The sequence below is a fragment of the Rathayibacter sp. PhB152 genome, from assembly GCF_003751395.1.
Lineage (GTDB): Bacteria > Actinomycetota > Actinomycetes > Actinomycetales > Microbacteriaceae > Rathayibacter > Rathayibacter festucae.
This window is the reverse complement of record NZ_RJUT01000002.1, coordinates 424,763-451,738: the sequence shown is the minus strand read 5'-3', so window position 1 is coordinate 451,738 and position 26,976 is coordinate 424,763. Positions and strand designations below refer to the sequence as shown.

Sequence of the window (26,976 nt, the reverse complement as noted above, 5' to 3'; positions counted from 1 at the left end):
GCGGAACATCACCCGGTCCTCCTGCGTCGGACCGTCGCCTCCCCTCACCCGCTTCTCATGCGGCTGCCCTCCACCTCCCCTCCGCGTCGCGCTGGACGAGCCCGGTCGCGAGGCAGGTCCCGAGCAGGTCGAGCGTCTCGAGGACGGACAGGCCGGAGCGCTGCGCGAGCGCCTCGGTCACGTGCGCACCGTCCGAGCGGAGGACGTCCAGGACGCGCGACGCCGCCCGTGAGACCTCCGGTGCAGCAGCGAGTACCGCGGACATGCCGAGCAGTTCGACGACCTCCGGAGCCGACGTCACGCAGGTCGCGGCGTACTCCCGGAGAAGCCGATGGCAGCCCGCTGAGGAGGCGCTCGTCACCGGGCCCGGCACTGCACCGAGCGGGCGCCCGAGCGCCGCAGCGTGGCCGGCGGTGTTCAACGACCCGGAGCGGGCTCCCGCCTCCACGACGACCGTGGCCGCGGTCGTTGCGGCGATCAGCCTGTTGCGCTGCAGAAAGCGCCAGCGCGTCGGCGTCGTACCCGGCGGCACCTCCGTCACCACCGAGCAGCCGGGCGTCGCGATCACGCGATGCAGGAGGTCGGTGTGCGCCGTCGGGTAGAGCCGGTCGGAGCCGCCGGCGAGGAAGGCGACCGTGCTGCCACCCGCACCGAGGGCGGCCTTGTGCGCGACCGCGTCGATCCCGAAGGCGGCTCCGGAGACGACGAGGACGCCGCGCTCGGCGGTTCCGGCGGCGAGGTCCGCGGCGACGTGCTCGCCGTAGCCGGTCGCCGCGCGGGCCCCGACGACGGACAGGCGATACGGAGCGGCGAGGGCGATCGGGTCGCCGCGGCTCCACAGCGCGAACGGCGCGTGGTCCCCCAGATCGGCGAGCGGCTGCGGCCAGCCGTCGCATCCCGGCAGCAGCAGGCGCGCGTCGAGACGGTGCGCGATCTCCAGGCGGCGGAGGAGCAGGGCCCTGTCGACCCGGGGACGCCAGCGCGCCAGGCCTGCGGCGAGGACTCTCGTTCCGCTGCGGGAATCGTCGCCGTCGCTCTCTCCGTCGCCTGTCGAGTCGAACGAGTTATCGGAGCGGCCGGTCTCCGCGGCAGCGTCACCCGCAGATCCGGACCCCCTCTGGCGCAGGTCGGCCGCCGCCGCTTCCGCGAGGATCTCCCCGGCGGACGCCGTCCCCACCACCTTCGCGAGCGCGCCGCCGGCGCCGAATCGCTCGATCAGTGTGCCGGCCGCCGCGTCGCCCGGCTCGGCGAGCGACGACCAGGCCGCGCGCGCGAGCGCCTCCAGCGGATCCGACTCGCCGTCCTCGGGAAGGAGCCGCCGCGCGAGGCGTGTCTCGGTCCGGTCGAAGAGCTCGGCGACGGCCGTCACGAGCCCGCTCCCCGCAGAATCAGTGCGCGGGCGAGGTGGCTCGCAGCGGGGCGGTCGACCTCGTCGAGGTCGGCGAGCGTCCACGCGAGGCGCAGCACGCGGTCGTAGCCGCGCATCGTCACGAGCCCGCGCTCCAGGGCCAGGTCGAGGGTGCCCGACTCCCGGGCGGTCGGGCGCTGCGGGCTCGCGCGGAGCCACGCGCCGTCGACCTCGGCGTTCAGCGACCACGGGGTGCCTGCCAGACGCTCCCGAGCGCGGGCGCGGGCGGCGACCACCCGAGCGCGAGCCTGCGCTGTCGAGAGCCCCGGCTCGTCACGGCGGACGGCGAGCTGTGCCGCGCCGATGCGCCGGACCGTCAGCCGGATGTCGACGCGGTCGAGCAGCGGACCGCTCAGCCGCGCCAGGTAGCGGCGCCGCACCGGCGGCGAGCACGTGCAGATCTCACCCCGGATGCCGTGGCGACCGCAGGGACACGGGTTCGCCGCGAGCACGAGCTGCACGCGGGCCGGGAACTCCGCCATGACGTTCGCCCGGTGGATGCGGATCAGGCCCGACTCGAGCGGCTGCCGCAGCGCGTCGAGGGCGACGGCGGAGAACTCCGGAGCCTCGTCCAGGAAGAGGACGCCGCGGGTCGCGCGTGCGACGGCGCCCGGTCGGATCCTTCCGCTGCCACCGCCGACGATCGCTGCGGCGGACGCGGAGTGATGCGGACTTTCGAAAGGCGGACGCCTCACCAGGGTGCCGCCGGTGTGCTCGCCGACGAGGGAGCGCATGCAGGTGGCCTCGAGGGCGGCCTCGTCGTCGAGGTCGGGCAGGATCTCGGGCAGGCGTGAGGCGAGCATGGTCTTTCCCGCACCGGGCGGCCCGAGCAGGAAGACGTGGTGCCCGCCCGCAGCTGCGGCGATCATCGCGGACGCCGCCTCCTCGTTGCCGATCACGTCCGCGAAGTCGAGCCGGGACTCCGGCTCAGGGACGGCTGGAGGCGCAGCAGAGCGCTCCGGCAGGACCGGCACATCCCACTCCGCCCCGTGCCAGACGGCGGCCGCCGCCAGGGACGAGACCGGGATGACGTCCACCCCGTCCACGAGCTCCGCTTCGAGCCGGTCGTCTTCGGGCACCATCACCCTGTATCGGCCGGCCCGCGCCGCGGCGAGTACCGCGGGCAGAACGCCCGGCACCGATTGCAGACGTCCATCGAGCCCGAGCTCGCCGATGTGCACGACCGCCGCGACCGATTCCCGGTTCACCTCCCCCAGCGCCGCCAGCGCCGCGAGCCCGATCGCGAGATCGAACGCGGACCCGTGCTTGGGCATCGCCGCCGGCGACAGGTTCACCGTCATCTTGTATTCGGCGATCCCGCTCCCCGAGTTGATCGCCGCGGACCGCACCCGCTCCTTCGCCTGCGACAGCGCCGCATCCGGCAGCCCGATGATCACCATCCCCGGAGTGCCGTCCGCGGAATGCGCCTCCACGCCCACCACGGCACCCGTGAAGCCGACCAGACCGACCGCGGACGTCCGCCCCAGCCCCATCACGCCACCGCCCGCACATGACGCACCTGCGACGGCACTCCGTCCGGCGCGACGATGCCGACCGCGTCGATGCGCAGGTGCCGCGAGCGCTCGTCGTGCTCCCGCGCCCACGCATACGCCAGCCGCCGCAGCCGCTGCGCCTTCACCCGCGTGATCGCCTCGATCGGCAACCCGAACCGCGTCGAGGACCGCGTCTTCACCTCCACCACCACCAGCGCCGCACCCTCCCGCGCCACGATGTCCAGCTCCCCCTCCCGCACCCGCCAATTGCGGTCGAGGATCTCGAAACCGCGCTCCCTCAGATGCGCCGCAGCGATGTCTTCGCCGCGGCGGCCCAACTCGTCCTTGTCCATCCAGAACCTCCCGGACGAACCCTCACCGATCCGGACACCCCGCGAACGAGCGAGCGGCACATCTTGGGAGCGATCCCGAGATGTGCCGCTGGGGAGGAGACCCGCGAGGACCGCGTCATCCCACTCGCGTGATCCGCAACACCAGCGCCTCCCCCTCCGGCAACGCCACCTCCCCATCGACGGCGTACGCGTCGTTCCGCTGCACGTCCCCCAGCACGAACCGCCGCCCGGCCGGCGTCACGGTCATCGCCCAGGTGTCGATCACATCGACCTCGAAGGCGTCGCCGGGCTCGAGCCGCTCCCCCGTGTTCCCCTGCGGCAGGCGGAACGTCCACGACGACGGAGAAGAACGCCCGAGGTACTGCAGGTACTGCCGACGCGCCACCCCCGCGACGTACGCCGGGTCGTCCCAGCGGTCGATCGGGTCCAGACCCGGCACGACGAGCTCGTCGAGGATGCCGCGGAGGAAGCCCAGGCGCGCCGGGCTCGTCCCCCGCAGCTCGCCGCCCTCGACCATGTGCAGGCTGCCGCTCTCGGTGACGAAGCTCTCGCCGTGCGAGGCATAGCAGCCGGCGACCGTCGCGACCCAGAAGCGGTGCACGAGCTCCTCGCCGCTGAGCCGACCCCAGCGGTCGGGGATGTCGCCCTCGTACTTGATCTCATCGAGGACGACCGGTTTGCGGTAAGCGTCGCGGTAGAGCGAGGCGCGGCCGAACTCCTCCGTCGCCGCCCCGTTCTGGATCGACGCGTGCGTCACCCAGGCCTTGTTGTGGTCGTAGAACTCCATCCACTGGTGGATCGAGCGCAGGCGCTGGTGCGGATCGACCGCGGCGACGAGCTCGCCCGCGCGAGTCCACCGCTCGACGGGACGCGGCAGCAGGTCGAACTCGTTGCAGAGTGACCACCAGACGTTCGGCGCCGCGGAGAGCCGGGCGACGAGGTAGCGGAGGTAGGCGGCGTCCTGCTCCTCCGTCAGCCCGTCGAGGCCGAACGCGGCGGCGGAGTCGTACGCGTTCAGCATCAGCACGTCGGCCTGGATGCTGTGCGCGTCGAGCGCGGCGACCGCGCGGTCGAGGCGCTGGAAGAAGGCGACGACCGGCCGCGAGGCGTCCCAGTGGCCGTCCGCGTCCTTCTCGAACGGAAGCAGGTCGGGCACGTGCTCGACGCGGTCGCCGGCCTGCGGGAAGACCAGGAAGCGCAGCTTGGTGAAGCCGGCGTCGGCGATCGCGGTCACCGTCGCGGCGAGCCGCTCGTCGGGCTGGTGCAGCCAGTTGTAGACGGTGGCGCCGACCGGGCGGAACGGTGTCCCGTCGGCGTGGGCGAAGTGGTGTGCGTCGACGACTCCGATGGCGCCCGGCGATTCGCGCGGACCGGAGGCGAAGGATCCCGAGACGCCGTCCAGTTCCGCTGCCTCGCTCGACGCCCTCCACGACCACTCCCCCTCGAGCGGTGGACTGAAGCGCACCCGGTAGACGTTGTCGCCGTCCCAGAACCCCGGCACGCCGACCGAGATCTCGGCGTGCCGGAACAGCACCGTCAGTGGCGTGCGGTCGGCGGGGATCCGCTCCTCCGGGCCGGTGAACGTCAACTCGAGGACGCCGCCGACCGCGATCATCGAGCGTCGCCCGGGACGAGCACGCCGTCGACCCGGCGCGGCAGGCCGGGCACCGCGTCGTCGCGCAGCTCGGGCGGCAGGAGTGCCTCCGGAGCGTCTTGGAACGCGATCGGCCGCTGGAATCGACGGACACTCGTCGCGCCGACCGAGGTGAACAGCGAGGTGGTGGCGGGCCAGGGACCGCCGTGCTGCTGCGACCAGGTCACGGCCACGCCCGTCGGCCAGCCACCGAAGAGGACCCGGCCGACCCGCTCCGCGAGCACGGCGACGAGCCCCTCGACGTCCTCCCCCGGCTCGGCGTGCACGGTGCCGGTGAGCGAGCCCTCGAACGCCGCGAGCGCCGCGACCACGTCGTCGAGCTCCGCGTAGGTGACGAGCAGCGTCGCAGGACCGAACAGCTCCTCGCGCAGCAGCGGCTCCGCGAGCAGGACTGCAAGCGGCACGCGGACGAGACCCGGGGTGACGCCGTCGGAACCCGACGTCGCCTCGGTCAGGACCTCCACCCCGTCCAGAGCGGCGAGCTCGGCCCAACCGCGGGTGAACGCGTCGCCGATCGACGGAGTGAGCAGTTCGGCGGCGGCGGCACCGGCCGCACTCTCCGCGGCGACAGCGGGGATCCCACTGCCCTCGGGAACGAAGACGATCCCGGGCTTGGTGCAGAACTGGCCGGCGCCGAGCGTGAACGATCCGGCCAGGCCGAGACCCAGCTCCTCCGCCCGGGCGGCGCTCGCGGCCGGAGTGACGACGACCGGGTTCACGCTGCCGAGCTCGCCGTAGAACGGGATCGGGTCGGGTCGGCCGGTCGCGATGTCGAAGAGTGCGCGGCCGCCTGTGACCGAGCCGGTGAACGACGCTGCGCGGATGCTGGGGTGGGCGACGAGCGCGGTGCCGGCCTCGCGGCCCTCGACCAGCGCGAAGACGCCCTCGGGCGCGCCTGCGGTGAGGAGCGCCTCCGTCACGATCTCGGCCGTTCGCCGGGACAGCCCCGGGTGGCCGCTGTGGCCCTTGACGATGACGGGGCAGCCGGCGGCGAGCGCCGCGGCGGTGTCGCCGCCCGCGATCGAGAAGGCGAACGGGAAGTTCGACGCCGCGAAGTTCGCGACCGGGCCCAAAGGCACCAGGATACGTCGGAGGTCCGGCCGCGGCGGGACGGCCTCAGCGGCCGCGTGGTCGATGATCGCCTCGCGGAACGAGCCCTCGCGGACCACTGCCGCGAACAGCCGCAGCTGCCCGGTGGTCCGAGCGACCTCGCCGGTGAGCCGCACGGGCGCAAGATGTGTCTCCTCGTGCGCGATCGCGACGAGCTCGTCGCGGGCGGAGTCGAGGGCGTCGGCCACCGCCTCGAGGAACTCGGCGCGTTCGGCATCGGGGATCGTCCGGAGGGCGCGCGCGGCCTCGACGGAACGGTCGAGCAGGGCGTCGAGCGAGGTCGAAGCTGTGGTGAGGGTCACGGAGTCTCCTGAGGTTCGAGGATCGAGGGTTCGACGGTCGGGTGTTCGTGGCTCGGCTGATCGCGGATCGAGCTCTCGCGCCCCGCCTCCGCTGGCGCCCGAAGAGCGAGCCCGAGACCGAGCACGGAGCGGACCTCCGCCGTCGCTCCGCTGATCCGCACGGGCGACCACGCCTCGAGGACACCGAGCGCATCGAATCCCGCTTCCTCGACGTCCTCCACCCAGGTCGGTCGAGCACGGGTGACGGCGAGCTGCGCCGAGAGGTCCGGCAGCAGGTGCGGAGCGACGGTGACGCCGGCCGCGTCGGCCAGGGCGGCGATCTCGAGGAACGGCGTGATGCCCCCGACCCGGATGACGTTCGGCTGCACGACGCCGGCGAAGCCGGCCTCGATGGCCTCCCGGAAGCGGTGGATCGTGTGCAGGTTCTCTCCGAGGGCGATCGGAACGTGGATCCGCTCGGCCAGCCGGCGGTAGCCGACCGTGTCGTCGGAGCGCAACGGCTCCTCGATCCACTCCGGATCGAAGCAGGCGAGCGCGTCGACCGCGCGGACGGCCTGCTCGAGTCCCCAGCGCTGGTTCGCGTCGATCATCAGCATTCGGTCCGGCCCGATCAGGTCGCGGACGAGTCCGACCCGGGCGACGTCCTCGCCGAGGTCCGGCTTGCCGACCTTGATCTTCACGGCGTCGAGCCCGCGCGCGAGCCAGCGCCGCACCTGCGCGGCCAGCTCGTCCTCGCCGTAGTGCAGGTTCACGCCTGAGCCGTAGACGGGCAGCCGATCCTGGCGCCGGACGAGCAGATCGGGCAGCCCGACACCCGAGGTGCACGCGCGGAGGTCCCAGAGCGCGAGATCGAGGCCGGCCATCGCGATCGTCGTGATCCCACCGCCGCCCGCCTCATGCAAGTGCGCCCAGAGCTCCGGCCACAGCGCGGCCGGATCGGTGTCGCGGCCGACGGCGAAGCGGGTGATGTCATCGCGGAGCAGCGCCGCGACAGCGCTCGCCCCGATCGTGGGCGTCCAGGAGAAACCGGTGCCGCGCCGACCGTCCGAGTCCTCGACGTCCACCCGCACCAGGTGCAGGTCGGGCGCCGAGGGAACCCAGGGGCGGGGCATGCGCGCCGAGATCGGGCGGAGGCGGATCGCCGCGATCGTGCTCATGCGGCGACGAGCTCCTCGCCCGCGCGCAGCAGCTCGTGCAGGCGCGCGAGGTGCTCCTCCCCCGGGTCGGTCAGCGGCGGCCGGACCCCGCCCACGGCCGCGCCGCTGAGGCGCAATCCCGCCTTGATCAGCGCGACGGCGTAGCCGGGCGTCGTGTCCCGAAGCCGCACCAGCGGGTGGTAGAACCCGGTCAGGAGGCGGTCGCACTCGGCCTGATCCCCCGCCGTGTACGCGCGATAGAAGGCGTTCGCGATGGCAGGGGCCATCGCGAAGACCGCGGAGGAGTAGAGCGGGATGCCGAGGGCGCGGTAGGCGACCTGGCTCGCCTCCGCGGTGAGCAGGCCGTTGAAGAACTGCAGATCGTCGCGGACGGCGCGGGCGGCGAGCACGATCTCCTGCGCGAGGGCGACGTCGCCGACCCCGTCTTTGAAGCCGGCGATCGTCGAGTGCTCGGCCACGAGCCGGGCGAAGGTCGCGGCCGAGAACACCGCGCTACCTCGGTGGTAGACGACGACGGGGAGCGAGGAGGCGCCGGCAACGGCCCCCACGTACCGCCCGAGCCCCTCTTGCGTCGCGCCGACGAGGTAGGGCGGCAGCAGCAGCAGGCCGTCGACCCCGGCCTTCTCGAGGGCGCGGGCGGAGGCGACGGCCTGACCGATCGGTCCGCCGACACCTGCCACCACCGGCACGCGGCCGGCGACGACCTCGACGCTCGCGCGCGCGACCGCGAGCGACTCGGCACTGGAGAGCGCGTGGAACTCGCCGGTCCCGCAGGCGGGGAAAACCCCGCCCGGGCCGTGCTCGAGCCCACGCGCGAGCACCTGCGCCGTCGCGTCGAGGTCCACCTCGCCCTCGGCGTCGAACGCCGTCACAGGGAAGTAGAGCGGTCCGTCGCGGAAGGGGAGCGTCATGAGGAGGTCCTTTGCGAGAGGGCGGGCTCGAGCGCGCGGACGGCGGCGAGCGAGTCGGAGTCGAGTTCGGTGCGCCAGGAGCGGCGGGCCGTCCAGCCGGTGTCGCGGGCCGCGGCCGAGCTGTCGAAGGCCGGCGCGGTGCCCAGCAGACCGGCGGCGGCGAGCGCGGTGGTCGGCAGGTGCTCGGGGAGGAGCTCGGCGAGCGGCCGCGCGGCCAGTGCGTCCTGAGCACCGACGAAGTAGCAGGCGCCGCTCGGAGCGGAGTCGGCCGCGAGCCAGCAGTCGGCGAAGTCGCCGACATCGCGGGCGTCGACGTAGTTGAAGAGCGATACGGCCGCCAGCTCGGGGGTCTGCAGCCGGTCGAGGATCGAGTGGCCCTGCTGCGTGCGGGCGCCGCGCCACTCCTCCGGGGACACCACGAAGCAGGGTCGGAAGGAGGCGAACCGCACTCCTTCGTGCACGCGGGCGAAGGTGGCGATCGTCTCCTCGACGCAGATCTTGGACAGAGAGTAGGCGTTCGCGGGCGCGACCGGGACGGACTCGTCCAGCGGGAGCCGCTCGGGTGTCCAGCCGGCGACGCCGTAGCCCAGCACGGTGGGGCTGGACGCGGCGAGCACGAAACGCGCCCCCGCCGAGACGGCCGCCTCGATCACGGTGAAGGCCATCGCGGTGTTGACGGTGAAGATCTCCTGCTCCGGGGCGCTGAAAGGGACGGCGATCGCCGCGAGGTGGATCACCGCGTCGGGCGAGAGTGCCGCGAGCAGCTCCCGCGTCGCGAGCGGATCGAGCAGGTCGACCGCCCGAGCACGCGGCTGGTCACTGAGGACTCTGTCCAACGGATGCACGTCGTGGCCGGCCGCGCTCAGCACCGCCACGACGCTCCGTCCCAGCCGCCCGGCCGCTCCCGTCACTGCGATGCGCATCCGCCGCCTCCTCTTGCCGGCGATGTCAGTGACATGCGAGAAACCGGTTTCTCACTCACCGTAGCGCTCAGCTACCCTCGCAGCAAGCGGATCCGCGACAATGGGTCGCGGCATACCGGGAGGCTCACATGAGCACAGCAGACCAGGCACGGCCGGCGAGGATCGCCGACGTCGCGTCAGCCGCCGGCGTCTCCCGCGCGACTGTCTCGCGGGTGATGAACGCACGCAGCACCGTCGATCCAGTCATCGCGGAGAGGGTGCGCGAAGCCGCCGCGCGCCTCGACTACCGGCCGAGCGAGCTGGCCCGCAACCTCTCGCTCGGACGCACCCACACCGTCGCGGTCGTGGTGCCGGATCTGGGCAACCCGATGTTCCAGGCGATCCTGCGCGGTGTCACCCGCGCGGCGGCGGAGGACGGCTACCGGGTGCTCGTCGGCGACACCCAGGAGCAGGCGGGCGCGGAACCTGATGCCGCCGTCGAGGCCCGGCGGCGCTGCGACGCCCTGATCCTCTGTGCCCCGCGGATGAGCGCCGAGCGGCTCGACGGCATCGTCGGCGAGACCGGACCGGTGGCGCTCGTCAACCGGATCGTGGACGCCGACGGAGTGCCGCAGGTGGCGATGGACTACGGCCAGGCCGTCAACCTCGTCGTCGATCACCTGGCCGGGCTCGGGCACCGCCACCTCGTCTACCTGGGCGGACCGGTCACCAGCGCGTCCAACCGGCTGCGGATCGCCGGGCTCGACATCGCCGAGCAGCGACATCCGCAGTTGCGCATCGACCGCCGGACCATCGGCTCGAGCCTCGACGACGGCTGGTCGAGCGCCGAGAGCGTGCTCGAGTCGGGTGCGACCGGAGTGGTCGCCTTCAACGACCTCACCGCCCTGGGCCTGCTCTCCCGGCTCCGCGAGCTCGGCGTCGGGGTTCCTGAGCAGCTCTCGGTCGTCGGGGTGGACGACATCCCCTACGCGCGGTTCAGCGAGCCGACGCTGACCACCGTGTCGGTGCCCCAGGACGAGCTCGGCGTGCAGACCTGGCGGCGGCTCCGGCTCGCGATCGACGGGCTCGACGTGCCCGGCCCGCTCTGGCTCGAGGGTGGGCTCCGCGTCCGCGCGAGCTCGGGCCCGGCCCCGCGCTGAAGATCAGCCCTCCTCGGCGAACTCGGCCAGCTTGGCGAACATGTCCTCGAGCAGGTACCGCACGTCGATCTGCTCGACGACCGAGAACGCCGAGCCCGATCCCGCCGGGACGCAGTGCCCGGTCTCGGTGAACCGCACCGGCGACTGCCGCCGGAACACCGCGCACCACGGATCGAGCATCAGCGCGATCGCGGGCGAGTCGCCGAGCGAGCGCGACTCCACCGGTACCCGGTGGTGCTCGCGGTTGAAGTCCGCGACCGTCTGGACCAGGTGCTCGCCCAGGCGCCCGTGCGGCTCGACCCGGCGGCGCAGCTCGGCATAGCCGACGCTGACCAGCCGGTAGATGTTCGCCGGCACCTGCTGGATCGTGATCCCCGAGCCGAAGACGACGTTCGCCGCGGCGATGTCGTTGCGCAGGTTGAACTCAGGCCAGGTCCCGCGCCACTCCAGGTCGCCGTAGGGCGGGCCGCCGATCCAGATCACGGTCGTGTCGGTCCGCGCGATGTCTGGCGCGAGCAGCAGGGCGCTCGCGAGGTCGGTCAGTGGACCGAGCAGCGCGATGAAGAGCGGACCGGCATCGGTGCGCCGAGCCTCCTGGATGATCAGCCGGGCACCAGGGCTGTCCCGCGCCTCGACCTCGCTCGGCAGCGCCTCTGCGGCGCCGTTCGCGACCTTCACCCTCCCGGCGCGTCCCATCAGCTCGAGCAGCAGATCCAACTCGGCCCGCGAGTCGAGCATCGACCGCGGCGAGCGCGAGTCGCCGAAGTGCGAGGCCACGATGCCGCGGATGTCGAGCGACGGCGAGAGCAGGGCGTGCACGACCGCGAACTGGTCGTCCGCCTCGTTCGCGACGTCGGACACCACGATCACGCGCCGGGTCCGCGGATCGTCGACGATCATCGACTCACCGCCCCGTCGCGATCCATCGCCAGCGCCGCGAGGGCGAGTGGACCCGCCATCACGACGATCAGCAGCGGCACGACGGCGATGACGGCACCGGCGGAGGCCACCGCGAGGACGAGCACCACGGTGCCCGCCGCGTCGTCGGACATCCGCCGCCAGGCGATCCCGAGGATCCGCGTCGCCGACGCGTCGTCGCGCCACGCCCCGGCGACGCGGAGCGCGACGGCTCCGGCGACCGAGGCGAGGACGATCGGAACGGCGGCGGCGAGCGTCGGGTCGGCCCCCAGGAACGGCAGCACGAGCAGATCGAGCGCGAGCAGCGCCGTCACCACGGCCGGCAGCAGCAACTGGGTGACCGGACGGCGCAGCCGCCGGACGAATGCCCGCCACACCGAGCCGATCGTCACATGACCATCGTTCTCGCGTGCCTCGCGCAACGCCGCCACGCCCGCACCGAAGGCGGCGAAGCCGGTGACGACCGGCAGCGAGAGCGCGAAGACGAGGACCCCGGCGTAGAGCACGTCCGCGAAGGCGGCGAAGGTGCCGGAGTGCGGATCGAGTGCGCTGCGGCGCCGCGGGGCGCGCGCTCCCACCGTCCTCAGCCCTGCCCCGCTCATCCCTTGAGGCCCGACGTCGCGACCCCGTCGACGAGGTACCGCTGGAAGAGTGCGAAGAAGATCACCACGGGCAGGATCGCCAGAACGCTCATCGCGAACATCGGCCCGAACGCCGAGGCGCTGGTCTGATCGACGAAGAGGCGCAGACCCATCTGCAACGTGAAGGACTCCGGCCTGTTCAAGTAGATCAACTGGGGGAAGAAGTCGTCCCAGCTCCAGATGAACGAGAAGATCGTCGTCGTGATCAGCGCCGGCCGCATCAGCGGCAGGATGATCGACCAGAACGAGCGATAGGGACCTGCGCCGTCGATGAACGCGGCCTCGTCGAGCTCCCGCGGGATCCCCCGGATGAACTGCACCATCAGGAAGACGAAGAACGCCTCGGTCGCCAAGAACTTCGGCAGGACCAGGGGCAGGAATGTGCCGACCATACCGAGCTCGTTGAAGATGATGAACTGCGGGATCAGCACGACGTGCATCGGCAGCATGATCGTCGAGATCATGAAGGCGAAGAGCAGCCCCCGGCCGCGGAAGCGCAGCCGGGCGAAGGCGTAGGCGGCCAGCGCGCAGCTGACCACGTTTCCGATCACCGACAGCGCCGAGATGGTCAGCGAGTTGCCGAGCAGCTGGCCGAGGCTGAGCCCGGCGACGCCCTGCACCGCGATCTCGAAGTTCTCCAGTGTGAACTGCTGTGGGATCGGCGTCGGATTGGTCAGGATCTCCGTGCCCGGCTTGAAGGCGGAGCCGACCAGCCAGAGCACCGGGTAGAGCAGCACGGCGAGCAGGGCGAAGGAGAAGACGTGCCAGGCGACGGAGCCGAGCCGCGCACGGAGGGGACGGGTGCGGTGCGCGGCGACCGGCGCGGGGGGCGCCTGCATCCCGCGCTCGAGGGTGGCGGTCATCGTTCGTCTCCTGCGTAGTGGACCCAGCCCCGGGAACTCCGGAAGATGAGCGCCGTGACGATCGCGATCACGATCAGCAGGAACCACGCCATCGCGGAGGCATAGCCCATGTCGAACGCCGTGAACGCCCGGTCGTAGAGGTAGAGCGTGTAGAAGAGCGTCGAGTCGATCGGTCCGCCGCGGCCGCCGCTGACCACGTAGGCCGAGGTGAACGACTGGAACGCGCCGATCATCTCGAGCACGAGGTTGAAGAACAGAACGGGGGAGAGCATCGGCCAGGTGACCGACCAGAAGCTGCGCCACTTGCCCGCGCCGTCGACGGACGCCGCGTCGTAGAGCTCCGACGGCACCTGCTTGAGCCCGGCGAGGAAGATCACCATCGGGGCGCCGAACTGCCAGACCGCGAGCGAGACCAGCACGTAGAGCGCGAGCGACGGGTTCGAGATCCACCCGCCGAGGTCGAGGCCGACCAGCCCGAGACCGGAGTCGACGACGCCGTCCTGGGCGTAGAGCGTGCGGAACACGATCGCGACCGCGACGCTCGCACCGAGGAGCGACGGCGCGTAGAAAGCCGAGCGGTAGAAACCCTGCCCGCGGCGCGGCCGGTTGAGCAGCAGCGCCACGCCGAGCGCGAGGCCGAGTTTGACCGGAACCGCGACCGCGACGTAGGTGAGGGTGACGCCGACCGACTTCCAGAAGCGTGGATCCTCGGTCAGCATCCGCTCGTAGTTCGCGAAGCCGACGAACTCCGGCTGGGTGAACAGGTCGTAGTTCGTGAAGGAGAGGACGAGCGAGGCGATCATCGGCCCGATGGTCAGCAGGGCGGCCCCTATCACCCACGGCGAGAGGAACACCCAGGCGGCGCCCTCCGATCGCAGCTTCGCGCGCTTCGGGCGAGCGGGCGCGACCGGAGCGGGCTGGAGCGCGGCCGGGCGAACGGGCTTCTCTGTGACGGTCATCGCTCCTCCTCCGTCCGTGCGCCGGACGTCCGCGAACAGGCCGTCCGCGACTCGTGGGATCGGGACGGGATCGCCGCTCGGGACGACCCTGCTGACCGCCGGGTCACGAGATCGCGGCCTCGAAGGACGCGTAGAGCGCCTTCGCGGCGTCCTGGTTCGACTGCTGCCCGAAGGTGATGCCCTCGTAGGCGAGGGTGAAGTCAGCGGGCAGTGTGCTCACTCCCGGAGGCGCCAGCGGCGCCGGGTCCGAGAACTGCGGCTGATACTTCTCGACGAAGTCGTTGACGATCTTGTCGCCGCCGCCGAGCGTGGGCGCCAGCGTCGCGTAGTTGTCGCTGTTCAGCGGGATGCCGCGACTGAGCTTGAGGATCTCGGCCGCCTCCGGGTCGTTGATCAGGAAGTCGAGGAACGCGGCGGCCGCCTCGGGGTGATCCGAGTCGGGCGAGATCGCGGCGACGTTCGTGCCGGCCATGCCGAGGCCGATGACTCCTGTGTCGGTAGGCATCGGCGCGAGCGCGACGTTGCCCTCACCGAGCGTGTCGACGAAAGCGCCGGTGATCGAGGCGGCGATGAACTCGCCACTGGCCAGTCCCCGCGCGAAGCCCGAGTTCTGCATGCTCTGGTCGATCGTCGAGGTGGTCTGCGGGTCGGTCGAGGCGCCGGAGTCGCGGAGCTCCTCCATCAGGTCGAACCAGCCGAGCAGGTCCTTCTCGGTGAAGCCGAGTTCGCCCTCCTCGGTGAAGAGCAGCTTGTCCTGCTGGCTCAGCCAGGTGGAGAAGAGAGCGATGTAGCCGCCCGGGTCGCTGATCGCGGCCTTCGCGCCGCCGGTCGCCTCGCGGATCGCGGCGCCCGCCTCCTTGAGGTCGTCCCAGGTGAAGTTCTCGTCGGGGGTCTCCAGCCCGGCGGCCGCCCACTGATTGGGGTCGTAGGCCCAGCCGTAGGTCGCGGTGCCGAGGGTGAAGCCGTAGGTCCTGCCGTCGATCTGGCCGATCTTCTGCGTGGTCTCGGGGATGGCATCGACGGAGATGACGTCGCCGATGTAGTCGGTGATGTCGGTGGTGGCCTGCTTCTGGGTGTACTCCTTCACCGACTCCATCGGGATGAGGAAGAGGTCGGGCTGCGACCCGGAGGCGATCTGCGTCGCGAGCTTGGGGATGTAGGAGTCGATCGCCGAGAAGGAGGTCTCCACGGTGACGTCGGGGTTCTTCTTCTCGAAGACGTCGATGGCGGCCTCGGTCAGCTCGGCGCGCTCGTCGTTGCCCCACCACTGGAAGGAGATCGTGACCGGACCGGACTCCCCCTCCGCAGCCTCGGGGGCGGCACCGGAGCAGGCACTGGTGCCCACCGCCAGGCCGAGGGCGACGGCGCCGGCGCCGAAGACCCGGAGCGTCCTCTGCGGGAATGGTCGTGACATGTGCTACTCCTCGTTGAGCGGTCGGTACCGAGAAACCGGTTTCTCACGTACTGTAGCAGCAGGTACCCGAGGTGCCAACAGCTGTCGAACACGAAAGGCGACGATGCCCGACGACCGCCCCATCCGCTCCCGCTACCGCAATCCGATCCTCGATCACGATGTCCCCGACCCGGATGCGATCGCGCTGTCCACGGGTGGTTGGGCACTGATCGCGTCGAGTTTCGACCGCGCTCCCGGCCTGCCGCTCTGGCGCTCCGACGACCTGATGACCTGGACGCCCGTCGGCCACGCCGGCGGCTACCGGGAGGACGCGCCGCACGACGGCGGAGTGTGGGCGCCGAGCCTGCGCGAGCACGGCGGCCGGCTCTTCATCGTCTGGGGCGACCCCGATCGCGGCGTGCTCGTGGTCGACGCTCCCGCGCTCGAGGGTCCTTGGTCGCCTCCCCGGCTCGTGCTGCCGGCGAAGGGGATCATCGACGCCTGCCCGCTCTGGGAGGACGACGGCACGGCCCGCATCGTGCACGGCTGGGCTCGGTCCCGGGCCGGCTTCGCCAACCGGCTCGACGTGTTCGAGGTCGACCCGGCGCTGACCCGAGCGCTCGGCCCCTCCCACGTCGTCATCGACGGCGATCGGATCGAGGGCTGCTCGACCCTCGAGGGCCCGAAGGCGTACCGGCGCGACGGCGTGCTCTGGATCCTCGCACCCGCGGGCGGCGTCGCCACCGGCTGGCAGTACGCCTTCCGCGCACCCGGCTGGGACGGGCCGTGGGAGCACCGCCTCGTGCTCGAGCAGGGCGACTCTCCCGTCAACGGGCCGCACCAGGGCGCCTGGATCGTCGGCGAGGGCGGCGAGGAGTGGTTCCTGCATTTCCAGGCGCGCACTGCGCTCGGGCGGGTCCTGCACCTGCAACCGCTGAGCTGGGGCGCGGACGGCTGGCCACGGATCGGTTCCGTCGGTGCGGGCGGAGTCGGCACCCCGGTGGCCGAGTGGGACACCCCGGACGGCGGCGCCGCTTCCCCGCCGGCGGCCCGAGGCGGCGACGACTTCCTCGCCGAGCGTCCGAGCCCGGCCTGGCACTCCCGCGGCACGGACCCAGCGAAGATCGTCGCGTCCGTCGGCGGCGGTCGCCTCGTGCTCGTCGCGCACCCGGAGGCCGCGCTGCTGCGCCCCCTCGACGGCGCGCACTCCGCCGTGGAGGTCGAGGTGCTCGCCACCGACGGCGCGGCGGCCGCCTTCGTGATCGTCGACGGGGAGACCCGCGAGCTGCGGCTCGGCGTCGACGGAGCGGCGATCGCGAACGGCGACTCGATCGAGCCGGTCGCCGCAGGCCGCCGGATCGGCGTCCGGTTCGCCGGCGGCAGCGCGAGCTTCCTCGTCGACGGCTCTCCCGTCGGCCGTCCGTTCGCTCTCGAGGGCCGCCGCTGGACCGGAGCGGAGTGGGGGCTCGCCGCGCGCGGCACCGGCACCGCGACCTTCGGCCCCGTCGAGGTGACGCTGTGAGCGCCGCGGATCACCGCATCAAGCGCCAGCGGCTGCTCGCTCTGCTGGAGGAGGCCGGCGGGGACGCGATCGCGCTGACCTCGGCCACCGCGCTGTCCTGGTATCTCGAGGGTGCCCGCGTGCACACCAGCCTGCTCGGCGCCCCGATCGCCGCCGTGCTCGTCGAGCGCGACCGCGACCTCGTCCGCGTCTTCGACAACGAGCTCGACCGCCTCGTCGCCGAGGAGCTGGGCGGCCTCCCCGGGCTCGCCCTCGAGGCGGTCCCCTGGCACGCGCCGCTCCTCCCGCCGCCCGGCTCCCGGGCGGCAGGCCCTCAGACGATCCATCGGGAGGAATCGCTCGCCGCGCCGCTGCGCGCCGCCCGCGCCGCCCTGCTCCCCGCCGAGCGGGACCGATACGCCGCACTCTGCCGCGACGCCGCGGCCGTGCTGACCCGCGAGCTCAGCGATGCGCATCCCGACGAGACCGAGCGCTCCCTCGCCGCGCGGATCAGCGGGGCTGTCGTCGCTCTCGGCGCGGATCCGGCGGTCGTGCTGGTCGCGGGAGCCGAGCGCCTCGGGCACCGCCACCCGCTGCCCACACGGCAGCGCTTGGGCGAGCGGACGATGGTGGTTCTCTGCGCGCGCCGCCACGGCCTCATCGCGAACCTCAGCCGCTGGATCCGCTTCACCCCGGAGGACACGCGGGCCACCGATCGAGCGGCCGCCCTCCGCGCCGTCGAGGCCGACGTCCTTCGCGCCACCCGCGCCGGGGCGACCCTGCGCTCGATCCTCGCCGCGGCCGCCGCCGCCTACCCGCGGCACGGCTTCGCGACGGACGAGTGGACCCGCCACCACCAGGGCGGCGCGGCGGGCTACGCCGGCCGCGACCCGCGGGCGACTCCGGACACGGCCGATCGGGTGCAAGACGGGCAGGCCTTCGCCTGGAACCCGTCCGCTCCCGCCGCCAAGATCGAGGACACCGTCGTCGTCGACGGCGATCGGATCACCGTCCTCACCCGCGACAGCGCCTGGCCCGAGATCGATGTCGACGGCATCCCCCGACCTCTCGAGCTGACCCTGTGAGCACATCGACCCCGGAGCGCGCAACGCCCTCCCCGACGGAAAGACTCCCCGCCATGACGACCAGCCGCCTCCGCTACGCCCTGATCGGCTCCGGTCACCGCGCCGAGATGTACCTCCGGGCGATCGCCGGCCCGCACGCCGAGGTGGCCGAGCTCGTCGCGATCGTCGAGGCCAACCCGAGCCGGGCCGAGTACGCGGCGGAGACCACGCTGCGCCACGGCGCACCAGACCGACCTCGGCTCGCCGGGCCGGACGACCTCGAGCGCGTCCTCGCCGAGGAGCACGTCGACCGCGTGATCGTCACCACGCCGGACGTCACTCACGCCGGCTTCCTCGACCGCTGCCTGCGCGCGGGAGTCGACGTCGTCGTGGAGAAGCCGCTGACCATCGACGAGGCGGGCGCCCGACTCGTCGCCGAGTCGGCCCGCGCCACCGGCCGCACCCCGGTGGTCACCTTCAACTACCGCTACTCCCCGCGCAACTCCGCCCTGAAGGAGCTCGTCGCGGGCGGGGCGATCGGCACGGTCACCTCGGTCGCCTTCGAATGGCTCCTCGATACCGCGCACGGTGCCGACTACTTCCGCCGCTGGCACCGCGACAAGGCCGTCTCGGGCGGACTGCTCGTGCACAAGGCCTCGCACCACTTCGACCTGGTCAACTGGTGGATCGACGACGTCCCCGAGCGCGTCTTCGCCTCGGGCGGGCTCCGCTTCTACGGGGCGGAGAACGCTGAGCGCCACGGGCGGAGGGTGAGCCGTGATCGCGGCAGCGACGACGCGTCGGCCGCCGACCCCTTCGCCCTCGACCTCCGCCGAGATCGGCGTCTGCGCGCTCTCTACCTCGACGCCGAGCACCACGACGGCTACCGGCGCGACCAGTCGGCCTTCGATGTGGGCATCACGATCGAGGACAACCTGGCTCTGGTCGTCGACTACCGCGGCGGCGCGACGCTGAGCTATGCGCTGAACGCGCACTCCCCGTGGGAGGGCTACCGCGTCGCGATCAACGGCACGCACGGGCGGGTGGAGCTCGACGTGGTCGAGCGCGGCGCCGTGCTGCCGGGCGCGGACGGCCGGATCGCGGTCGACCCGTCGCTCGAGGGCGCGGCGCCGGCCGCCTACGGCCCGCGCCCGGACAGCGAGCGGTTGCTGCTGCAGCGGCACTGGGAGGCGGCTCGGGAGGTCCCGATCCACAGCTCTGCCGGCGGGCACGGCGGCGGAGACGAGCGGATGCTGCAGGACCTCTTCCGCGGCGCCGACGACGACCCGCTCGGCCGCGCCGCCGACTACCGCGACGGCCTGCGCTCGATCGCCGTCGGGATCGCGGGCAACCGGTCCCTCGAGTCGGGCCGAGCCGTCCGCATCGCGGGCCTCGGCATCCTCCCGAAGTGATGCGCGTTCGCCGCTGGCGTCGCCCTGAGAGGGCGTCCCCAGCGGCGAAACCGCTCCGCGTCTCGGCAGTGAGGGGAAGGGCGCGGCCGCAACCTCAAGCTGGTCGAGCAGCCCTGCGCGGGCGCATCGAGGATGCATGCATCTGCTCGTGTGAGCGAGGCGGCCTGAGCCAGGAAACGAGGATCCAGCAGCGGGCCGCAAGCCCTACTCGTCGAGGGCGAGCTCCTTCGGGAGCTCGAACTCCTTGCGGGAGAGCTCCTCGACGTTGACGTCCTTGAAGGTGAGGACTCGGACCGACTTCACGAAGCGGTCGGAGCGGTAGACGTCCCAGACCCACACGTCGCGCATGGTCAGCTCGAAGTAGAAGTCGTGCTCGGTGTCGCGGCGGACCAGCTCGACCTCGTTGGCGAGGTAGAAGCGCCGCTCGGTCTCGACGACGTACGAGAACTGCGAGACGACGTCGCGGTACTCCCGGTACAGTGCCAGCTCGACCTCGCGGTCGTAGTCCTCGAACTCGTCCTCATCCATCGTCCGTCGATTCTACGCGACACCGCCCGGTACCGGGACCGCCCTAGGCGGAGACGGCATCCGCTCCGGCCTCGCGCGAGCGCGACAGCCAGGTCACCCGGTGCAGCGGCGACGGCCCCACGCGGTCGAGGCCGGCCCAGTGCGCGGCGCTGCCGTAGCCCTTGTTGCTGTCCCAGGCGTAGTCCGCGAAGTCGTCGTGGTGGCGCACCATCTGGCCGTCGCGGCCGACCTTCGCCAGCACGGACGCGGCCGAGACGGAGGCGCAGTCGCGGTCGGCCTTGACGCGGGTGACGATCGTCAGCTCCGCCGCCCACGGGCCGAGCGCGGGCGTGAGCCAGTCGTGCTTGCCGTCCAGCAGGACGACGGCGCGCGAAAGCTCCACGCCCTGGTCGACGAGGCGCTCGATGCCGCGCGAGGCGGCGAGGCCGAGGCCGGCGATGATCCCGGTGTCGTCGATCTCGTCGGCGGAGGACTCGCCGATCGCCCAGCCGGACACCCACTTCACCACGCCGGGCAGCAGCGCCTCGCGACGCGCGGGCGCGAGCATCTTCGAGTCGCGCAGTCCCTCCGGGAAGCGGCCGCACCGCGAGCCGATCGCGACGACGCCGACCGAGACCGGTCCGGCGATCGCGCCGCGGCCGACCTCGTCGCAGCCGATGACGCTCTCGTAGCCCTGGCGGAAGAGCCGGCGCTCCTCTCGGAGATCCGGGTCGGCGACGACCACCTAGCGCCCGCCCGCGCTCGTCCGGTCGTCCTCCGCCTGCTCGTCGGACGCCTCGGTGTCGACGCCGCGGAAGACCGAGGGGTAGTCGTCCAGCCAGGCCCACTGCTGCACCGGCCAGGTGACCAGGATCGCGCGGCCGACGACGTTATCGATCGGCACGAAGCCGTTGCCGGGCTTGTCGGTGTTGTAGCGGGAATCGGCTGAGTTGTAGCGGTTGTCGCCCATCACCCAGAGCGAGCCCTCGGGCACGACCACGTCGAACGGGGTCGCCGAGACCGCCTGGACGCCGTCGGGGAGCTTCACGTACGGCTCCGAGATCGGGTTGCCGTTGATCTCGACCTGGCCGAGCGGCGTGCAGCAGGTCACGTGATCGCCGGGCAGCCCGATGACCCGCTTGATCAGGTGGTCGTTGCTGTCGGGCGCGGTGAGGCCGACGAGCGCGAGGGCGGAGTCGATCGCGGCCTGGAACGCGGGGACCTCGGGCTCGGTGGTCGGCGAGAGCCAGCCGCCCGGATCGCGGAAGACGACCACGTCGCCGCGCGAGATCGGGACGACGCCGGGGACCAGCTCGTTGACGAGGATGCGGTCGTTCTCGACCAGCGTCTGCTCCATCGAGGAGGACGGGATGTAGAACGAGCGGATCAGGAACGTCTTGACGAGGAACGAGACCAGCACGGCGACGACGACGATGATCAGCACGTCGCGGAGGAAGAGGAGCACTCCCCGTCGGCGACGGCGCGGTCGATGCTCTCCGTCAGGATCCGCGGAGTGGCGGCCGCCGTCGTGCGGGAGGGTCACGGGGGCCGTGCTGTCTGTCATCGCGTGCCGTGGCCCCTACTGTGGTCGACCCGCGCGGTGCCGCGCCGGTCTGTGGATCACCGGGTCGTACCGCCCCGGAAAAGGGTCGGACCCCGGTCCATCATAGATGGGCCGGGGTCCGGGAATCGCTGTGCGGACGCCGCTCAGGAGTCGCGCTTCTCCTTGATCTTCGCCTTCTTGCCGCGGAGGTTGCGGAGGTAGTAGAGCTTCGCGCGACGCACGTCACCGCGGGTGACGACCTCGATGTGGTCGATCACCGGGGAGTGGACCGGGAAGGTGCGCTCGACGCCGACCTGGAAGCTGACCTTGCGGACCGTGAAGGTCTCGCGGACGCCCTCGTTCGAGCGGCCGATGACGACGCCCTGGAAGATCTGGATGCGCGAGCGGGTGCCCTCGACGATGTTGACGTGCACCTTGACGGTGTCGCCGGCGCGGAACTCGGGGATGTCGGTGCGGAGTGACGCCGCATCGAGTGAGTCGAGGATGTGCATGCTGTATCGCTCTCCGTGCCCGCCACAGGTCGAACACCGTTTCGTTGATGGAAGTCGGTCGTGCCCACGTCGTCGCGGCTCCCCTGTGGCAGAGCCTGCGCGAGGCACAAGCGCTCATTCTGCCATGGGGCCGGAGCCGGCGTCAAAGCGGCGGGCCGGCCGGATTCTCACCGCTACGCAGAAGTTGCGGTAGTCGAGCGCGATTACCGCAACTTTCGAGGACTCGACGGCGGAGTCGGAGGCGCCCCGAGCCGGGGGCGCAGCCTCAGAGGACGATCGTCTGGCCGTCCTGGGGGCGGTCCGGGTCGAAGCGGTCGTCCGTCACCGGCTGGGGCTGCGGGCCGCCCTGGGCCTGCACCTCGGCGGCCGCGGCGAAGGCGAGGAGCGTCGCGCGTGCATCCGTGAAGAAGCGCCAGACGGAGTGGGTGAACGCGACGACGCCCAGCAGGATCGAGAGCAGGCCGAGTGCCCAGGCTCCAGGAGGGAAGAAGCCGAAGGCGATCAGCGACACGTGCCAGGCGCCGAGCGCGGCCACGTCGCCCCAGGCGGGGGTCCGGGAGGGCCGCACGGTCACCCGAAACGCCACGACGCTCGCGACGACGGCCAGACCGACCGCCAGAATGGGGAGGGCGATGACCAGGCCGAGCACGGTCCAGCCGCTCGATCCTCCGAAGAGTCCGTACCCCAGGAGGATCCAGAGCGGCAGGACGACCGCCGCAGGGTACAGCCAGGAACCGAAAGCCCGTCTCGTGCGCATGCACCGACGGTACCCACGACCGCTGAAGAACGCCTCAGCGACCCCCGAGAGGATCAGCATGATCGAGCTGCGCACACCCGCCGAGATCGAGGAGATGCGCCCGGCCGGCCGCTTCGTCGCCGAGGTGCTGAAGGCGACGTCCGCCGCGGCCGCCGTGGGCGTCAACCTGCTCGAGCTCGACCGCCTCGCCCACGACATGATCCGCTCGGCCGGCGCGGAGTCCTGCTACATCGACTACCACCCGTCGTTCGGCGCCAGCCCCTTCGGCAAGGTGATCTGCACGTCGGTCAACGACGCCGTGCTGCACGGCCTCCCCTTCGACTACCGCCTGCGCGACGGCGACCTGCTGACCCTCGACTTCGCCGCCTCCGTCGACGGCTGGGTCGCCGACTCCGCGATCACCGTCGCCGTCGGCACGCCGCGCCCGGAAGACCTGAAGCTGGTCGACACCACGACCCGCGCGCTCGAGGCCGGCATCGCCGCCGCGCAGCCGGGCAAGAAGATCGGCGACATCTCCGCCGCCATCGCCGCGGTCGCCCGCGCCGAGGGGCTCAGCATCAACACCGACTTCGGCGGCCACGGCGTCGGCCGCACCATGCACGGCGACCCGCACATCGCCAACGACGGCCGCGCCGGCCGCGGCTACCCGCTGCGCCCGGGCCTGGTCGTCGCGATCGAGCCGTGGTTCCTGCAGAGCACCGACGAGATCTACACCGACAAGGACGGCTGGACCCTCCGCAGCCGCGACGGCTCGCGCGGCGCGCACATGGAGCACACGATCGCGATCACGGAGACCGGCAACATCGTCCTCTCCGCGCGCGACTGAGCCCAGTCCCGAAAAGTTCTCCCGTCGAGTACTGGACAGCAGCAGTATCCGATAGCAATACTATCCGCATGCGAGTCTCGGAGCTCAGCCGCCTCAGCGGCGTCAGCCTGCCCACGATCAAGTACTACATCCGGGAGGGGCTGCTGCCGCCGGGCACGGCCTCGGGGCCGCAGCGGTCCGACTACGGCGACGAGCACCTCGCCCGCCTCCGCCTGCTCCGCGCGCTGATCGAGAGCGGCGGGGTCGGCATCGCCGGCGCGAAGCGGATCACGGCCGTGCTGGACGAGGGCGCTCCCCCGGCGGTCGCGTTCGAGGTGGCGCAGGACGTCGTCTCCGCGAACGTCGACTCCGAGGCCGTCGCCTCGGACGACGCACTCGAGCGGGTGCGGGCGATCGTCGGCGACGACTACTGCGAGCACCCGGCCGTGCGGACGGCGGCCCGGGCTCTCGACGCCCTGGAGCTCTCCGGGGGCGGGATGACGCCGTCCTGGCTCGACGCCTACGCCCGGGCGGCGGCGATCGTCGCGAGTGCGGACCTGGACGAGCTCGAGGCGCGCAGCAGCGTGAGCGAGCAGACGTCGATCGCGGCGGTGGGCACGGCCCTCGGCGACGTCGTGCTGCAGTCGATGCGCCGGGTCGCCCAGGCCCGGGAGACGCAGCGGAGGTTCAGGGAGCGGCAGGACTCGGCACCCGCCTCCGAGCACAGCGCGGTGCGAGAGAACGCCGTGGTGGCGCGATGACCGCCACGATCCAGCGTCCGGAGCGTGCCGCAGCTGCTCCCGCCCGCCCGCACCGCCCGCTCCTCGTCCTCGCCGCGGCGATGGCTGTCGACGTCCTGGCCTGCCTCGTCCTGCTGCTCGCCGACCCGCGCGAGCTCGGCGGGCAGCCGCTCTGGGCCAAGCCGCTGAAGTTCTGCCTCTCCATCGCCGTCTACGCACTGACGCTCGCCTGGCTGATCGGCCTGGTCCCCGAGCGCCGCCGGCGACTCGCGCGGATCCTCGGCAGCGTCGCGGTCGCAGGACTCGCGATCGAGATGGTCGTCATCGGCGGCGCCGCCGCGGTGGGCGTCACGAGCCACTTCAACGTCTCGACGCCGCTGCACTCGGCGCTCTGGGCGGCGATGGCGGTGTCGATCGTCGTCGTCTGGCTGGTCACGCTGGTGCTCACGGCGCTCCTGGCGCGGGTGCCGCTCGGCGACCCCTCGCTCACCCTCGCGGTCCGGGCCGGCCTCGTGATCGGGCTCGTCGGGATGGCACTCGCCTTCCTGATGACCGGGCCGACCGCGTCGCAGCTCTCGGACTACCAGGGAGTCGTCGGTGCGCACGCGGTCGGCGTGGACGACGGCGGCGCGGGGCTGCCGCTGCTCGGCTGGAGCACCACGGGCGGCGATCTGCGGATCCCGCACTTCGTCGGGATGCACGCGTTGCAGGGGCTGCCGCTGCTGGCCTTCGCGCTCGCACGGCTGGCGACGCGGGTGCGGATGCTCGGCGACGCGACCCTCCGCCTCCGTCTGGTCGCGCTCGCGGCGCTCGCCTGGTCCGCCCTCGTCGCGCTGACCTGCTGGCAGGCGCTGCGCGGGCAGTCGATCGTGGCTCCGGATGCGCTCACCCTCGCTGTCGGCGGCGCGGTCGTGCTCGCCCTCGTGATCGCGGGAGTCGTGGCGGTCCGCCGCGCCTCCGTCGAGGTCGCGCGATGAGCCGGCTGCGCCGCGGCTGGACGCCGCCCGCCGTGATCTACCTTCTGCTCGCCGTCGCCGGCCTCCTCGGCACCTGGACGTACAACGTCCGGGCCGTGCTGGAGAGCGTCGACTTCCTCGGAGACCTCGCGGGCGGCGGACCGGCGGTCTCGTCGATCACGACGGACCTGCTGGTGGTGGCGATCGCCGCCGTCGCCTTCATGCTGGCGGAGGGGCGCCGCATCGGCATGAAGCGGGTCTGGATCCTCGTCCTGCTCGCGCCCCTGGTCGCCCTGGCCTTCGCCTTCCCCCTCTTCCTCGCCCTCCGCGAACGCCACCTCACCCTGACGCGCGCGCCCTGACCCCCGCCGCGAGATGCCACTTATGAGCACGACACGCCGCAAAAGGCGATCACAAGTGGCATCTCGCGGGATCGGGGCCAGGCGAGGAGTCGTGAGATGCCACTTCGGTACGCGACACGCCGCAGAAGGTGTGCACAAGTGGCATCTCGCGGGGGTGGGTCAGGGCAGGAGCTCCGGGCGAACGCGGCGGGTGCGCTCGACGCTCTGCTCGTGACGCCAGGCGGCGATCGCTCCGTGGTTGCCGCTGAGGAGCACCGGGGGGACGTCGAGGCCGCGCCAGGAGGCGGGCTTGGTGTAGCTGGGGTACTCGAGCAGGCCGTCGGAGTGGCTCTCCTCGACCAGGCTCGCCGGGTTGCCGACGACGCCGGGGACGAGGCGGCCGACGGCCTCGATCATCGCCATCACGGCGACCTCTCCCCCGTTGAGGACGTAGTCGCCGAGGCTGATCATCCGCACGCGGGCGCGCTCGGCGGTGTGGTCGACGACGCGCTGGTCGATGCCCTCGTAGCGGCCGCAGCCGAACACGAGGGACGACTCCTGCGCGAGCTCGCGCGCGGTGGCCTGGGTGAAGACCTCGCCGGCGGGCGAGGGGAAGACAACCAGAGGATCCGCCGCGGGATCGAGGATCGCGTCGAACGCCTCGCCCCACGGCTCGGGCCGCATGACCATGCCGGCGCCGCCGCCGTAGGGCGTGTCGTCGACGGTGCGGTGCCGGTCGTGGGTGAAGGAGCGGAGATCGTGCACCCCGAGCTCGATCAGCCCGCTCTGGCGCGCACGCCCGAGCAGGCTGATGTCGAGGACGCCGAAGAACTCCGGGAAGATCGTGACGATGTCGATCCTCACGACCGCGGCTCCTCCTGGGAGTCCGGGGTCGCGACGTCCGCCGAGTCGGCACCCGCGGAGTCGGCCGGAGCGGAGTCGGCGGTCGCGTCCGCGGAATCGGACTCGGCATCGGCGTCGTCCTCCTCCTCGATCGGAGCGGCCGCGGCCAGCTCGGGATCGGAGAGGTCGACGCCGCTGAGGTCCACCTCGGCGGGCTCCTCCTCGGGAGCCTCCTCGAAGAGGCCGATCGGCGGCGTGACGGTGACGACGCCGGCGACCGGGTCGACGGACGGGACGATCGCGTTCACGAACGGGACCATCACCTCGCCGGACGGCGTGCCGACGATCAGGAGGTCCTGCGCGGGGAAGTGGTCGACGCGGCGGACCGTGCCCACCTCGCGGCCGTCGCGGACGACGGACATGCCGACCAGCTGGTAGTCGTACCAGGAGTCGTCGTCGCCGGGCTCGGTCTGCACCTCCTCGTCGATCCAGAGGATCGCCTTGAGGAGGGTCTCGGCGGCGTCGCGGTCGGCGATGCCCTTGAAGAACGCGACGGGGTGGCTGTTGTACCAGCGCAGCTCGACGAGCTCGAGCTTCTTGCCGTGCCACTCGGAGGTGCGGGGCACCTGGAGCGTGAAGGAGGCGCCGGGGGTGAAGCGCTTGTCGGGCTCGTCGGTGTAGAGCTCGAGCTTGATCGCGCCCTTGAGCCCGTGGGCCTTGGTGAGTCGGGCGACGCGGAGCTGCGTCGTGCCCGCTGCGGGGGTCGCCACC

General features: G+C 72.1%; 28 protein-coding genes. 8 read left to right on the top strand and 20 right to left on the bottom strand.

What is annotated here, in order from left to right; translation table 11 throughout:
* Window positions 1–55: 55 nt before the first annotated feature.
* From dprA to EDF36_RS05490, 8 genes are all read right to left on the bottom strand, one after another.
* Window positions 56–1,369: a DNA-processing protein DprA gene (gene dprA, locus EDF36_RS05525; protein WP_260300534.1), complete on the bottom strand. Its 1,314-nt coding sequence runs from the start codon at window positions 1,367–1,369 to the stop codon at window positions 56–58.
* Window positions 1,366–2,901: a YifB family Mg chelatase-like AAA ATPase gene (locus EDF36_RS05520; protein ID WP_123732433.1), complete on the bottom strand. Its 1,536-nt coding sequence runs from the start codon at window positions 2,899–2,901 to the stop codon at window positions 1,366–1,368. The genes dprA and EDF36_RS05520 overlap by 4 nt, the downstream gene beginning before the upstream one ends.
* Window positions 2,901–3,254, bottom strand: coding sequence for a YraN family protein (locus EDF36_RS05515; protein ID WP_123732199.1), 354 nt, complete (start codon window positions 3,252–3,254; stop codon window positions 2,901–2,903). The genes EDF36_RS05520 and EDF36_RS05515 overlap by 1 nt, the downstream gene beginning before the upstream one ends.
* A gap of 115 nt (window positions 3,255–3,369) precedes the next feature.
* Entirely contained in the window at window positions 3,370–4,869 is a 1,500-nt protein-coding gene (locus EDF36_RS05510) for a DUF4038 domain-containing protein (protein WP_123732198.1), read from the bottom strand.
* Window positions 4,866–6,320 (bottom strand): aldehyde dehydrogenase (NADP(+)), encoded by a 1,455-nt coding sequence (locus EDF36_RS05505; protein ID WP_123732197.1) that lies wholly within the window; start codon window positions 6,318–6,320, stop codon window positions 4,866–4,868. Before EDF36_RS05505 ends, EDF36_RS05510 begins: the two co-directional genes overlap by 4 nt.
* Entirely contained in the window at window positions 6,317–7,477 is a 1,161-nt protein-coding gene (locus EDF36_RS05500) for a mandelate racemase/muconate lactonizing enzyme family protein (RefSeq protein ID WP_123732196.1), read from the bottom strand. The genes EDF36_RS05505 and EDF36_RS05500 overlap by 4 nt, the downstream gene beginning before the upstream one ends.
* Entirely contained in the window at window positions 7,474–8,388 is a 915-nt protein-coding gene (locus EDF36_RS05495; RefSeq protein ID WP_123732195.1) for a 5-dehydro-4-deoxyglucarate dehydratase, read from the bottom strand. Before EDF36_RS05495 ends, EDF36_RS05500 begins: the two co-directional genes overlap by 4 nt.
* On the bottom strand, window positions 8,385–9,311 hold the full coding sequence (locus EDF36_RS05490) for an NAD(P)-dependent oxidoreductase (RefSeq protein WP_123732194.1): 927 nt from the start codon (window positions 9,309–9,311) through the stop codon (window positions 8,385–8,387). Before EDF36_RS05490 ends, EDF36_RS05495 begins: the two co-directional genes overlap by 4 nt.
* A gap of 128 nt (window positions 9,312–9,439) precedes the next feature.
* Between EDF36_RS05490 and EDF36_RS05485 the strand changes: the two genes are divergently transcribed.
* Window positions 9,440–10,450, top strand: coding sequence for a LacI family DNA-binding transcriptional regulator (locus EDF36_RS05485; RefSeq protein WP_123732193.1), 1,011 nt, complete (start codon window positions 9,440–9,442; stop codon window positions 10,448–10,450).
* A 3-nt stretch (window positions 10,451–10,453) separates the two neighbouring features.
* Here the strand turns inward: EDF36_RS05485 and EDF36_RS05480 are convergent, their stop codons facing one another.
* The 5 genes from EDF36_RS05480 to EDF36_RS05460 form a co-directional block, all read right to left on the bottom strand.
* Complete coding sequence (locus EDF36_RS05480; protein ID WP_123732192.1) at window positions 10,454–11,350, bottom strand: nucleoside hydrolase; 897 nt, start codon at window positions 11,348–11,350, stop codon at window positions 10,454–10,456.
* Window positions 11,347–11,970 carry a hypothetical protein gene (locus EDF36_RS05475; RefSeq protein WP_148059973.1) on the bottom strand — a complete coding sequence of 208 codons (624 nt, stop codon included), beginning with the start codon at window positions 11,968–11,970 and terminating at the stop codon, window positions 11,347–11,349. Before EDF36_RS05475 ends, EDF36_RS05480 begins: the two co-directional genes overlap by 4 nt.
* Window positions 11,967–12,872, bottom strand: coding sequence for a carbohydrate ABC transporter permease (locus EDF36_RS05470; protein WP_123732190.1), 906 nt, complete (start codon window positions 12,870–12,872; stop codon window positions 11,967–11,969). Before EDF36_RS05470 ends, EDF36_RS05475 begins: the two co-directional genes overlap by 4 nt.
* Window positions 12,869–13,831, bottom strand: coding sequence for a carbohydrate ABC transporter permease (locus EDF36_RS05465; RefSeq protein ID WP_123732189.1), 963 nt, complete (start codon window positions 13,829–13,831; stop codon window positions 12,869–12,871). Before EDF36_RS05465 ends, EDF36_RS05470 begins: the two co-directional genes overlap by 4 nt.
* Window positions 13,832–13,934: 103 nt before the next feature.
* Complete coding sequence (locus tag EDF36_RS05460; RefSeq protein ID WP_123732188.1) at window positions 13,935–15,245, bottom strand: ABC transporter substrate-binding protein; 1,311 nt, start codon at window positions 15,243–15,245, stop codon at window positions 13,935–13,937.
* A gap of 103 nt (window positions 15,246–15,348) precedes the next feature.
* Here EDF36_RS05460 and EDF36_RS05455 point away from each other — a divergent pair, with 103 nt between their 5' ends.
* The 3 genes from EDF36_RS05455 to EDF36_RS05445 are packed head-to-tail and all read left to right on the top strand — an operon-like array spanning window position 15,349 to window position 19,201.
* Entirely contained in the window at window positions 15,349–16,746 is a 1,398-nt protein-coding gene (locus tag EDF36_RS05455) for a family 43 glycosylhydrolase (RefSeq protein ID WP_185020375.1), read from the top strand.
* Complete coding sequence (locus EDF36_RS05450) at window positions 16,743–17,810, top strand: Xaa-Pro peptidase family protein (RefSeq protein ID WP_123732186.1); 1,068 nt, start codon at window positions 16,743–16,745, stop codon at window positions 17,808–17,810. Before EDF36_RS05455 ends, EDF36_RS05450 begins: the two co-directional genes overlap by 4 nt.
* Window positions 17,811–17,863: 53 nt before the next feature.
* Complete coding sequence (locus EDF36_RS05445) at window positions 17,864–19,201, top strand: Gfo/Idh/MocA family protein (protein ID WP_123732185.1); 1,338 nt, start codon at window positions 17,864–17,866, stop codon at window positions 19,199–19,201.
* Window positions 19,202–19,405: 204 nt separating this feature from the next.
* On the opposite strand, the gene EDF36_RS05440 is transcribed toward EDF36_RS05445, so the two are convergent.
* From EDF36_RS05440 to EDF36_RS05420, 5 genes are all read right to left on the bottom strand, one after another.
* Window positions 19,406–19,729 carry a DUF2469 family protein gene (locus EDF36_RS05440; RefSeq protein WP_056044100.1) on the bottom strand — a complete coding sequence of 108 codons (324 nt, stop codon included), beginning with the start codon at window positions 19,727–19,729 and terminating at the stop codon, window positions 19,406–19,408.
* Window positions 19,730–19,772: 43 nt separating this feature from the next.
* Window positions 19,773–20,453 carry a ribonuclease HII gene (locus EDF36_RS05435; RefSeq protein ID WP_123732184.1) on the bottom strand — a complete coding sequence of 227 codons (681 nt, stop codon included), beginning with the start codon at window positions 20,451–20,453 and terminating at the stop codon, window positions 19,773–19,775.
* Complete coding sequence (gene lepB / locus EDF36_RS05430; RefSeq protein ID WP_123732183.1) at window positions 20,454–21,272, bottom strand: signal peptidase I; 819 nt, start codon at window positions 21,270–21,272, stop codon at window positions 20,454–20,456. It abuts the gene before it with no gap.
* Window positions 21,273–21,415: 143 nt separating this feature from the next.
* Complete coding sequence (gene rplS, locus EDF36_RS05425; protein WP_123445722.1) at window positions 21,416–21,763, bottom strand: 50S ribosomal protein L19; 348 nt, start codon at window positions 21,761–21,763, stop codon at window positions 21,416–21,418.
* Window positions 21,764–22,028: 265 nt separating this feature from the next.
* A complete protein-coding gene (locus tag EDF36_RS05420) occupies window positions 22,029–22,520 on the bottom strand; it encodes a hypothetical protein (RefSeq protein ID WP_123703313.1) in 492 nt (163 codons plus the stop codon).
* 58 nt (window positions 22,521–22,578) lie between these two features.
* On the opposite strand from EDF36_RS05420, the gene map reads away from it, so the two are divergent.
* The 4 genes from map (at window position 22,579) to EDF36_RS05400 (ending at window position 25,383) form a co-directional block, all read left to right on the top strand.
* Entirely contained in the window at window positions 22,579–23,346 is a 768-nt protein-coding gene (gene map, locus EDF36_RS05415; protein ID WP_123445720.1) for a type I methionyl aminopeptidase, read from the top strand.
* A 68-nt stretch (window positions 23,347–23,414) separates the two neighbouring features.
* Window positions 23,415–24,086: a MerR family transcriptional regulator gene (locus tag EDF36_RS05410; protein WP_123732182.1), complete on the top strand. Its 672-nt coding sequence runs from the start codon at window positions 23,415–23,417 to the stop codon at window positions 24,084–24,086.
* The gene (locus EDF36_RS05405) at window positions 24,083–25,042 is read left to right on the top strand and encodes a hypothetical protein (protein ID WP_123732181.1); all 960 of its coding nucleotides are present in this window, start codon (window positions 24,083–24,085) and stop codon (window positions 25,040–25,042) included. Before EDF36_RS05410 ends, EDF36_RS05405 begins: the two co-directional genes overlap by 4 nt.
* Window positions 25,039–25,383, top strand: a complete 345-nt coding sequence (locus EDF36_RS05400; protein WP_123732180.1) for a DUF2834 domain-containing protein — start codon at window positions 25,039–25,041, stop codon at window positions 25,381–25,383. Before EDF36_RS05405 ends, EDF36_RS05400 begins: the two co-directional genes overlap by 4 nt.
* A 159-nt stretch (window positions 25,384–25,542) precedes the next feature.
* On the opposite strand, the gene trmD is transcribed toward EDF36_RS05400, so the two are convergent.
* Complete coding sequence (gene trmD, locus EDF36_RS05395; protein WP_123732179.1) at window positions 25,543–26,226, bottom strand: tRNA (guanosine(37)-N1)-methyltransferase TrmD; 684 nt, start codon at window positions 26,224–26,226, stop codon at window positions 25,543–25,545.
* Window positions 26,223–26,975 carry a ribosome maturation factor RimM gene (gene rimM, locus EDF36_RS05390; RefSeq protein ID WP_123732178.1) on the bottom strand — a complete coding sequence of 251 codons (753 nt, stop codon included), beginning with the start codon at window positions 26,973–26,975 and terminating at the stop codon, window positions 26,223–26,225. Before rimM ends, trmD begins: the two co-directional genes overlap by 4 nt.
* Between the last annotated feature and the right edge of the window lies 1 nt (window position 26,976).

Excerpts from the sequence above, each read along its gene's own strand:
- EDF36_RS05485 (WP_123732193.1), top strand. The coding sequence starts at position 9,440 with ATGAGCACAGCAGACCAGGCACGGCCGGCGAGGATCGCCGACGTCGCG.
- EDF36_RS05475 (WP_148059973.1), bottom strand. The coding sequence starts at position 11,970 with ATGAGCGGGGCAGGGCTGAGGACGGTGGGAGCGCGCGCCCCGCGGCGC.
- EDF36_RS05445 (WP_123732185.1), top strand. The coding sequence starts at position 17,864 with ATGACGACCAGCCGCCTCCGCTACGCCCTGATCGGCTCCGGTCACCGC.
- EDF36_RS05470 (WP_123732190.1), bottom strand. The coding sequence starts at position 12,872 with ATGACCGCCACCCTCGAGCGCGGGATGCAGGCGCCCCCCGCGCCGGTC.
- EDF36_RS05460 (WP_123732188.1), bottom strand. The coding sequence starts at position 15,245 with ATGTCACGACCATTCCCGCAGAGGACGCTCCGGGTCTTCGGCGCCGGC.
- map (WP_123445720.1), top strand. The coding sequence starts at position 22,579 with ATGATCGAGCTGCGCACACCCGCCGAGATCGAGGAGATGCGCCCGGCC.
- EDF36_RS05400 (WP_123732180.1), top strand. The coding sequence starts at position 25,039 with ATGAGCCGGCTGCGCCGCGGCTGGACGCCGCCCGCCGTGATCTACCTT.
- EDF36_RS05490 (WP_123732194.1), bottom strand. The coding sequence starts at position 9,311 with ATGCGCATCGCAGTGACGGGAGCGGCCGGGCGGCTGGGACGGAGCGTC.
- EDF36_RS05410 (WP_123732182.1), top strand. The coding sequence starts at position 23,415 with ATGCGAGTCTCGGAGCTCAGCCGCCTCAGCGGCGTCAGCCTGCCCACG.
- EDF36_RS05480 (WP_123732192.1), bottom strand. The coding sequence starts at position 11,350 with ATGATCGTCGACGATCCGCGGACCCGGCGCGTGATCGTGGTGTCCGAC.
- EDF36_RS05500 (WP_123732196.1), bottom strand. The coding sequence starts at position 7,477 with ATGAGCACGATCGCGGCGATCCGCCTCCGCCCGATCTCGGCGCGCATG.
- EDF36_RS05520 (WP_123732433.1), bottom strand. The coding sequence starts at position 2,901 with ATGGGGCTGGGGCGGACGTCCGCGGTCGGTCTGGTCGGCTTCACGGGT.
- EDF36_RS05510 (WP_123732198.1), bottom strand. The coding sequence starts at position 4,869 with ATGATCGCGGTCGGCGGCGTCCTCGAGTTGACGTTCACCGGCCCGGAG.
- rplS (WP_123445722.1), bottom strand. The coding sequence starts at position 21,763 with ATGCACATCCTCGACTCACTCGATGCGGCGTCACTCCGCACCGACATC.
- EDF36_RS05495 (WP_123732195.1), bottom strand. The coding sequence starts at position 8,388 with ATGACGCTCCCCTTCCGCGACGGACCGCTCTACTTCCCTGTGACGGCG.
- EDF36_RS05420 (WP_123703313.1), bottom strand. The coding sequence starts at position 22,520 with ATGCGCACGAGACGGGCTTTCGGTTCCTGGCTGTACCCTGCGGCGGTC.
- EDF36_RS05515 (WP_123732199.1), bottom strand. The coding sequence starts at position 3,254 with ATGGACAAGGACGAGTTGGGCCGCCGCGGCGAAGACATCGCTGCGGCG.
- EDF36_RS05465 (WP_123732189.1), bottom strand. The coding sequence starts at position 13,831 with ATGACCGTCACAGAGAAGCCCGTTCGCCCGGCCGCGCTCCAGCCCGCT.
- EDF36_RS05405 (WP_123732181.1), top strand. The coding sequence starts at position 24,083 with ATGACCGCCACGATCCAGCGTCCGGAGCGTGCCGCAGCTGCTCCCGCC.
- EDF36_RS05455 (WP_185020375.1), top strand. The coding sequence starts at position 15,349 with ATGCCCGACGACCGCCCCATCCGCTCCCGCTACCGCAATCCGATCCTC.
- EDF36_RS05440 (WP_056044100.1), bottom strand. The coding sequence starts at position 19,729 with ATGGATGAGGACGAGTTCGAGGACTACGACCGCGAGGTCGAGCTGGCA.
- lepB (WP_123732183.1), bottom strand. The coding sequence starts at position 21,272 with ATGACAGACAGCACGGCCCCCGTGACCCTCCCGCACGACGGCGGCCGC.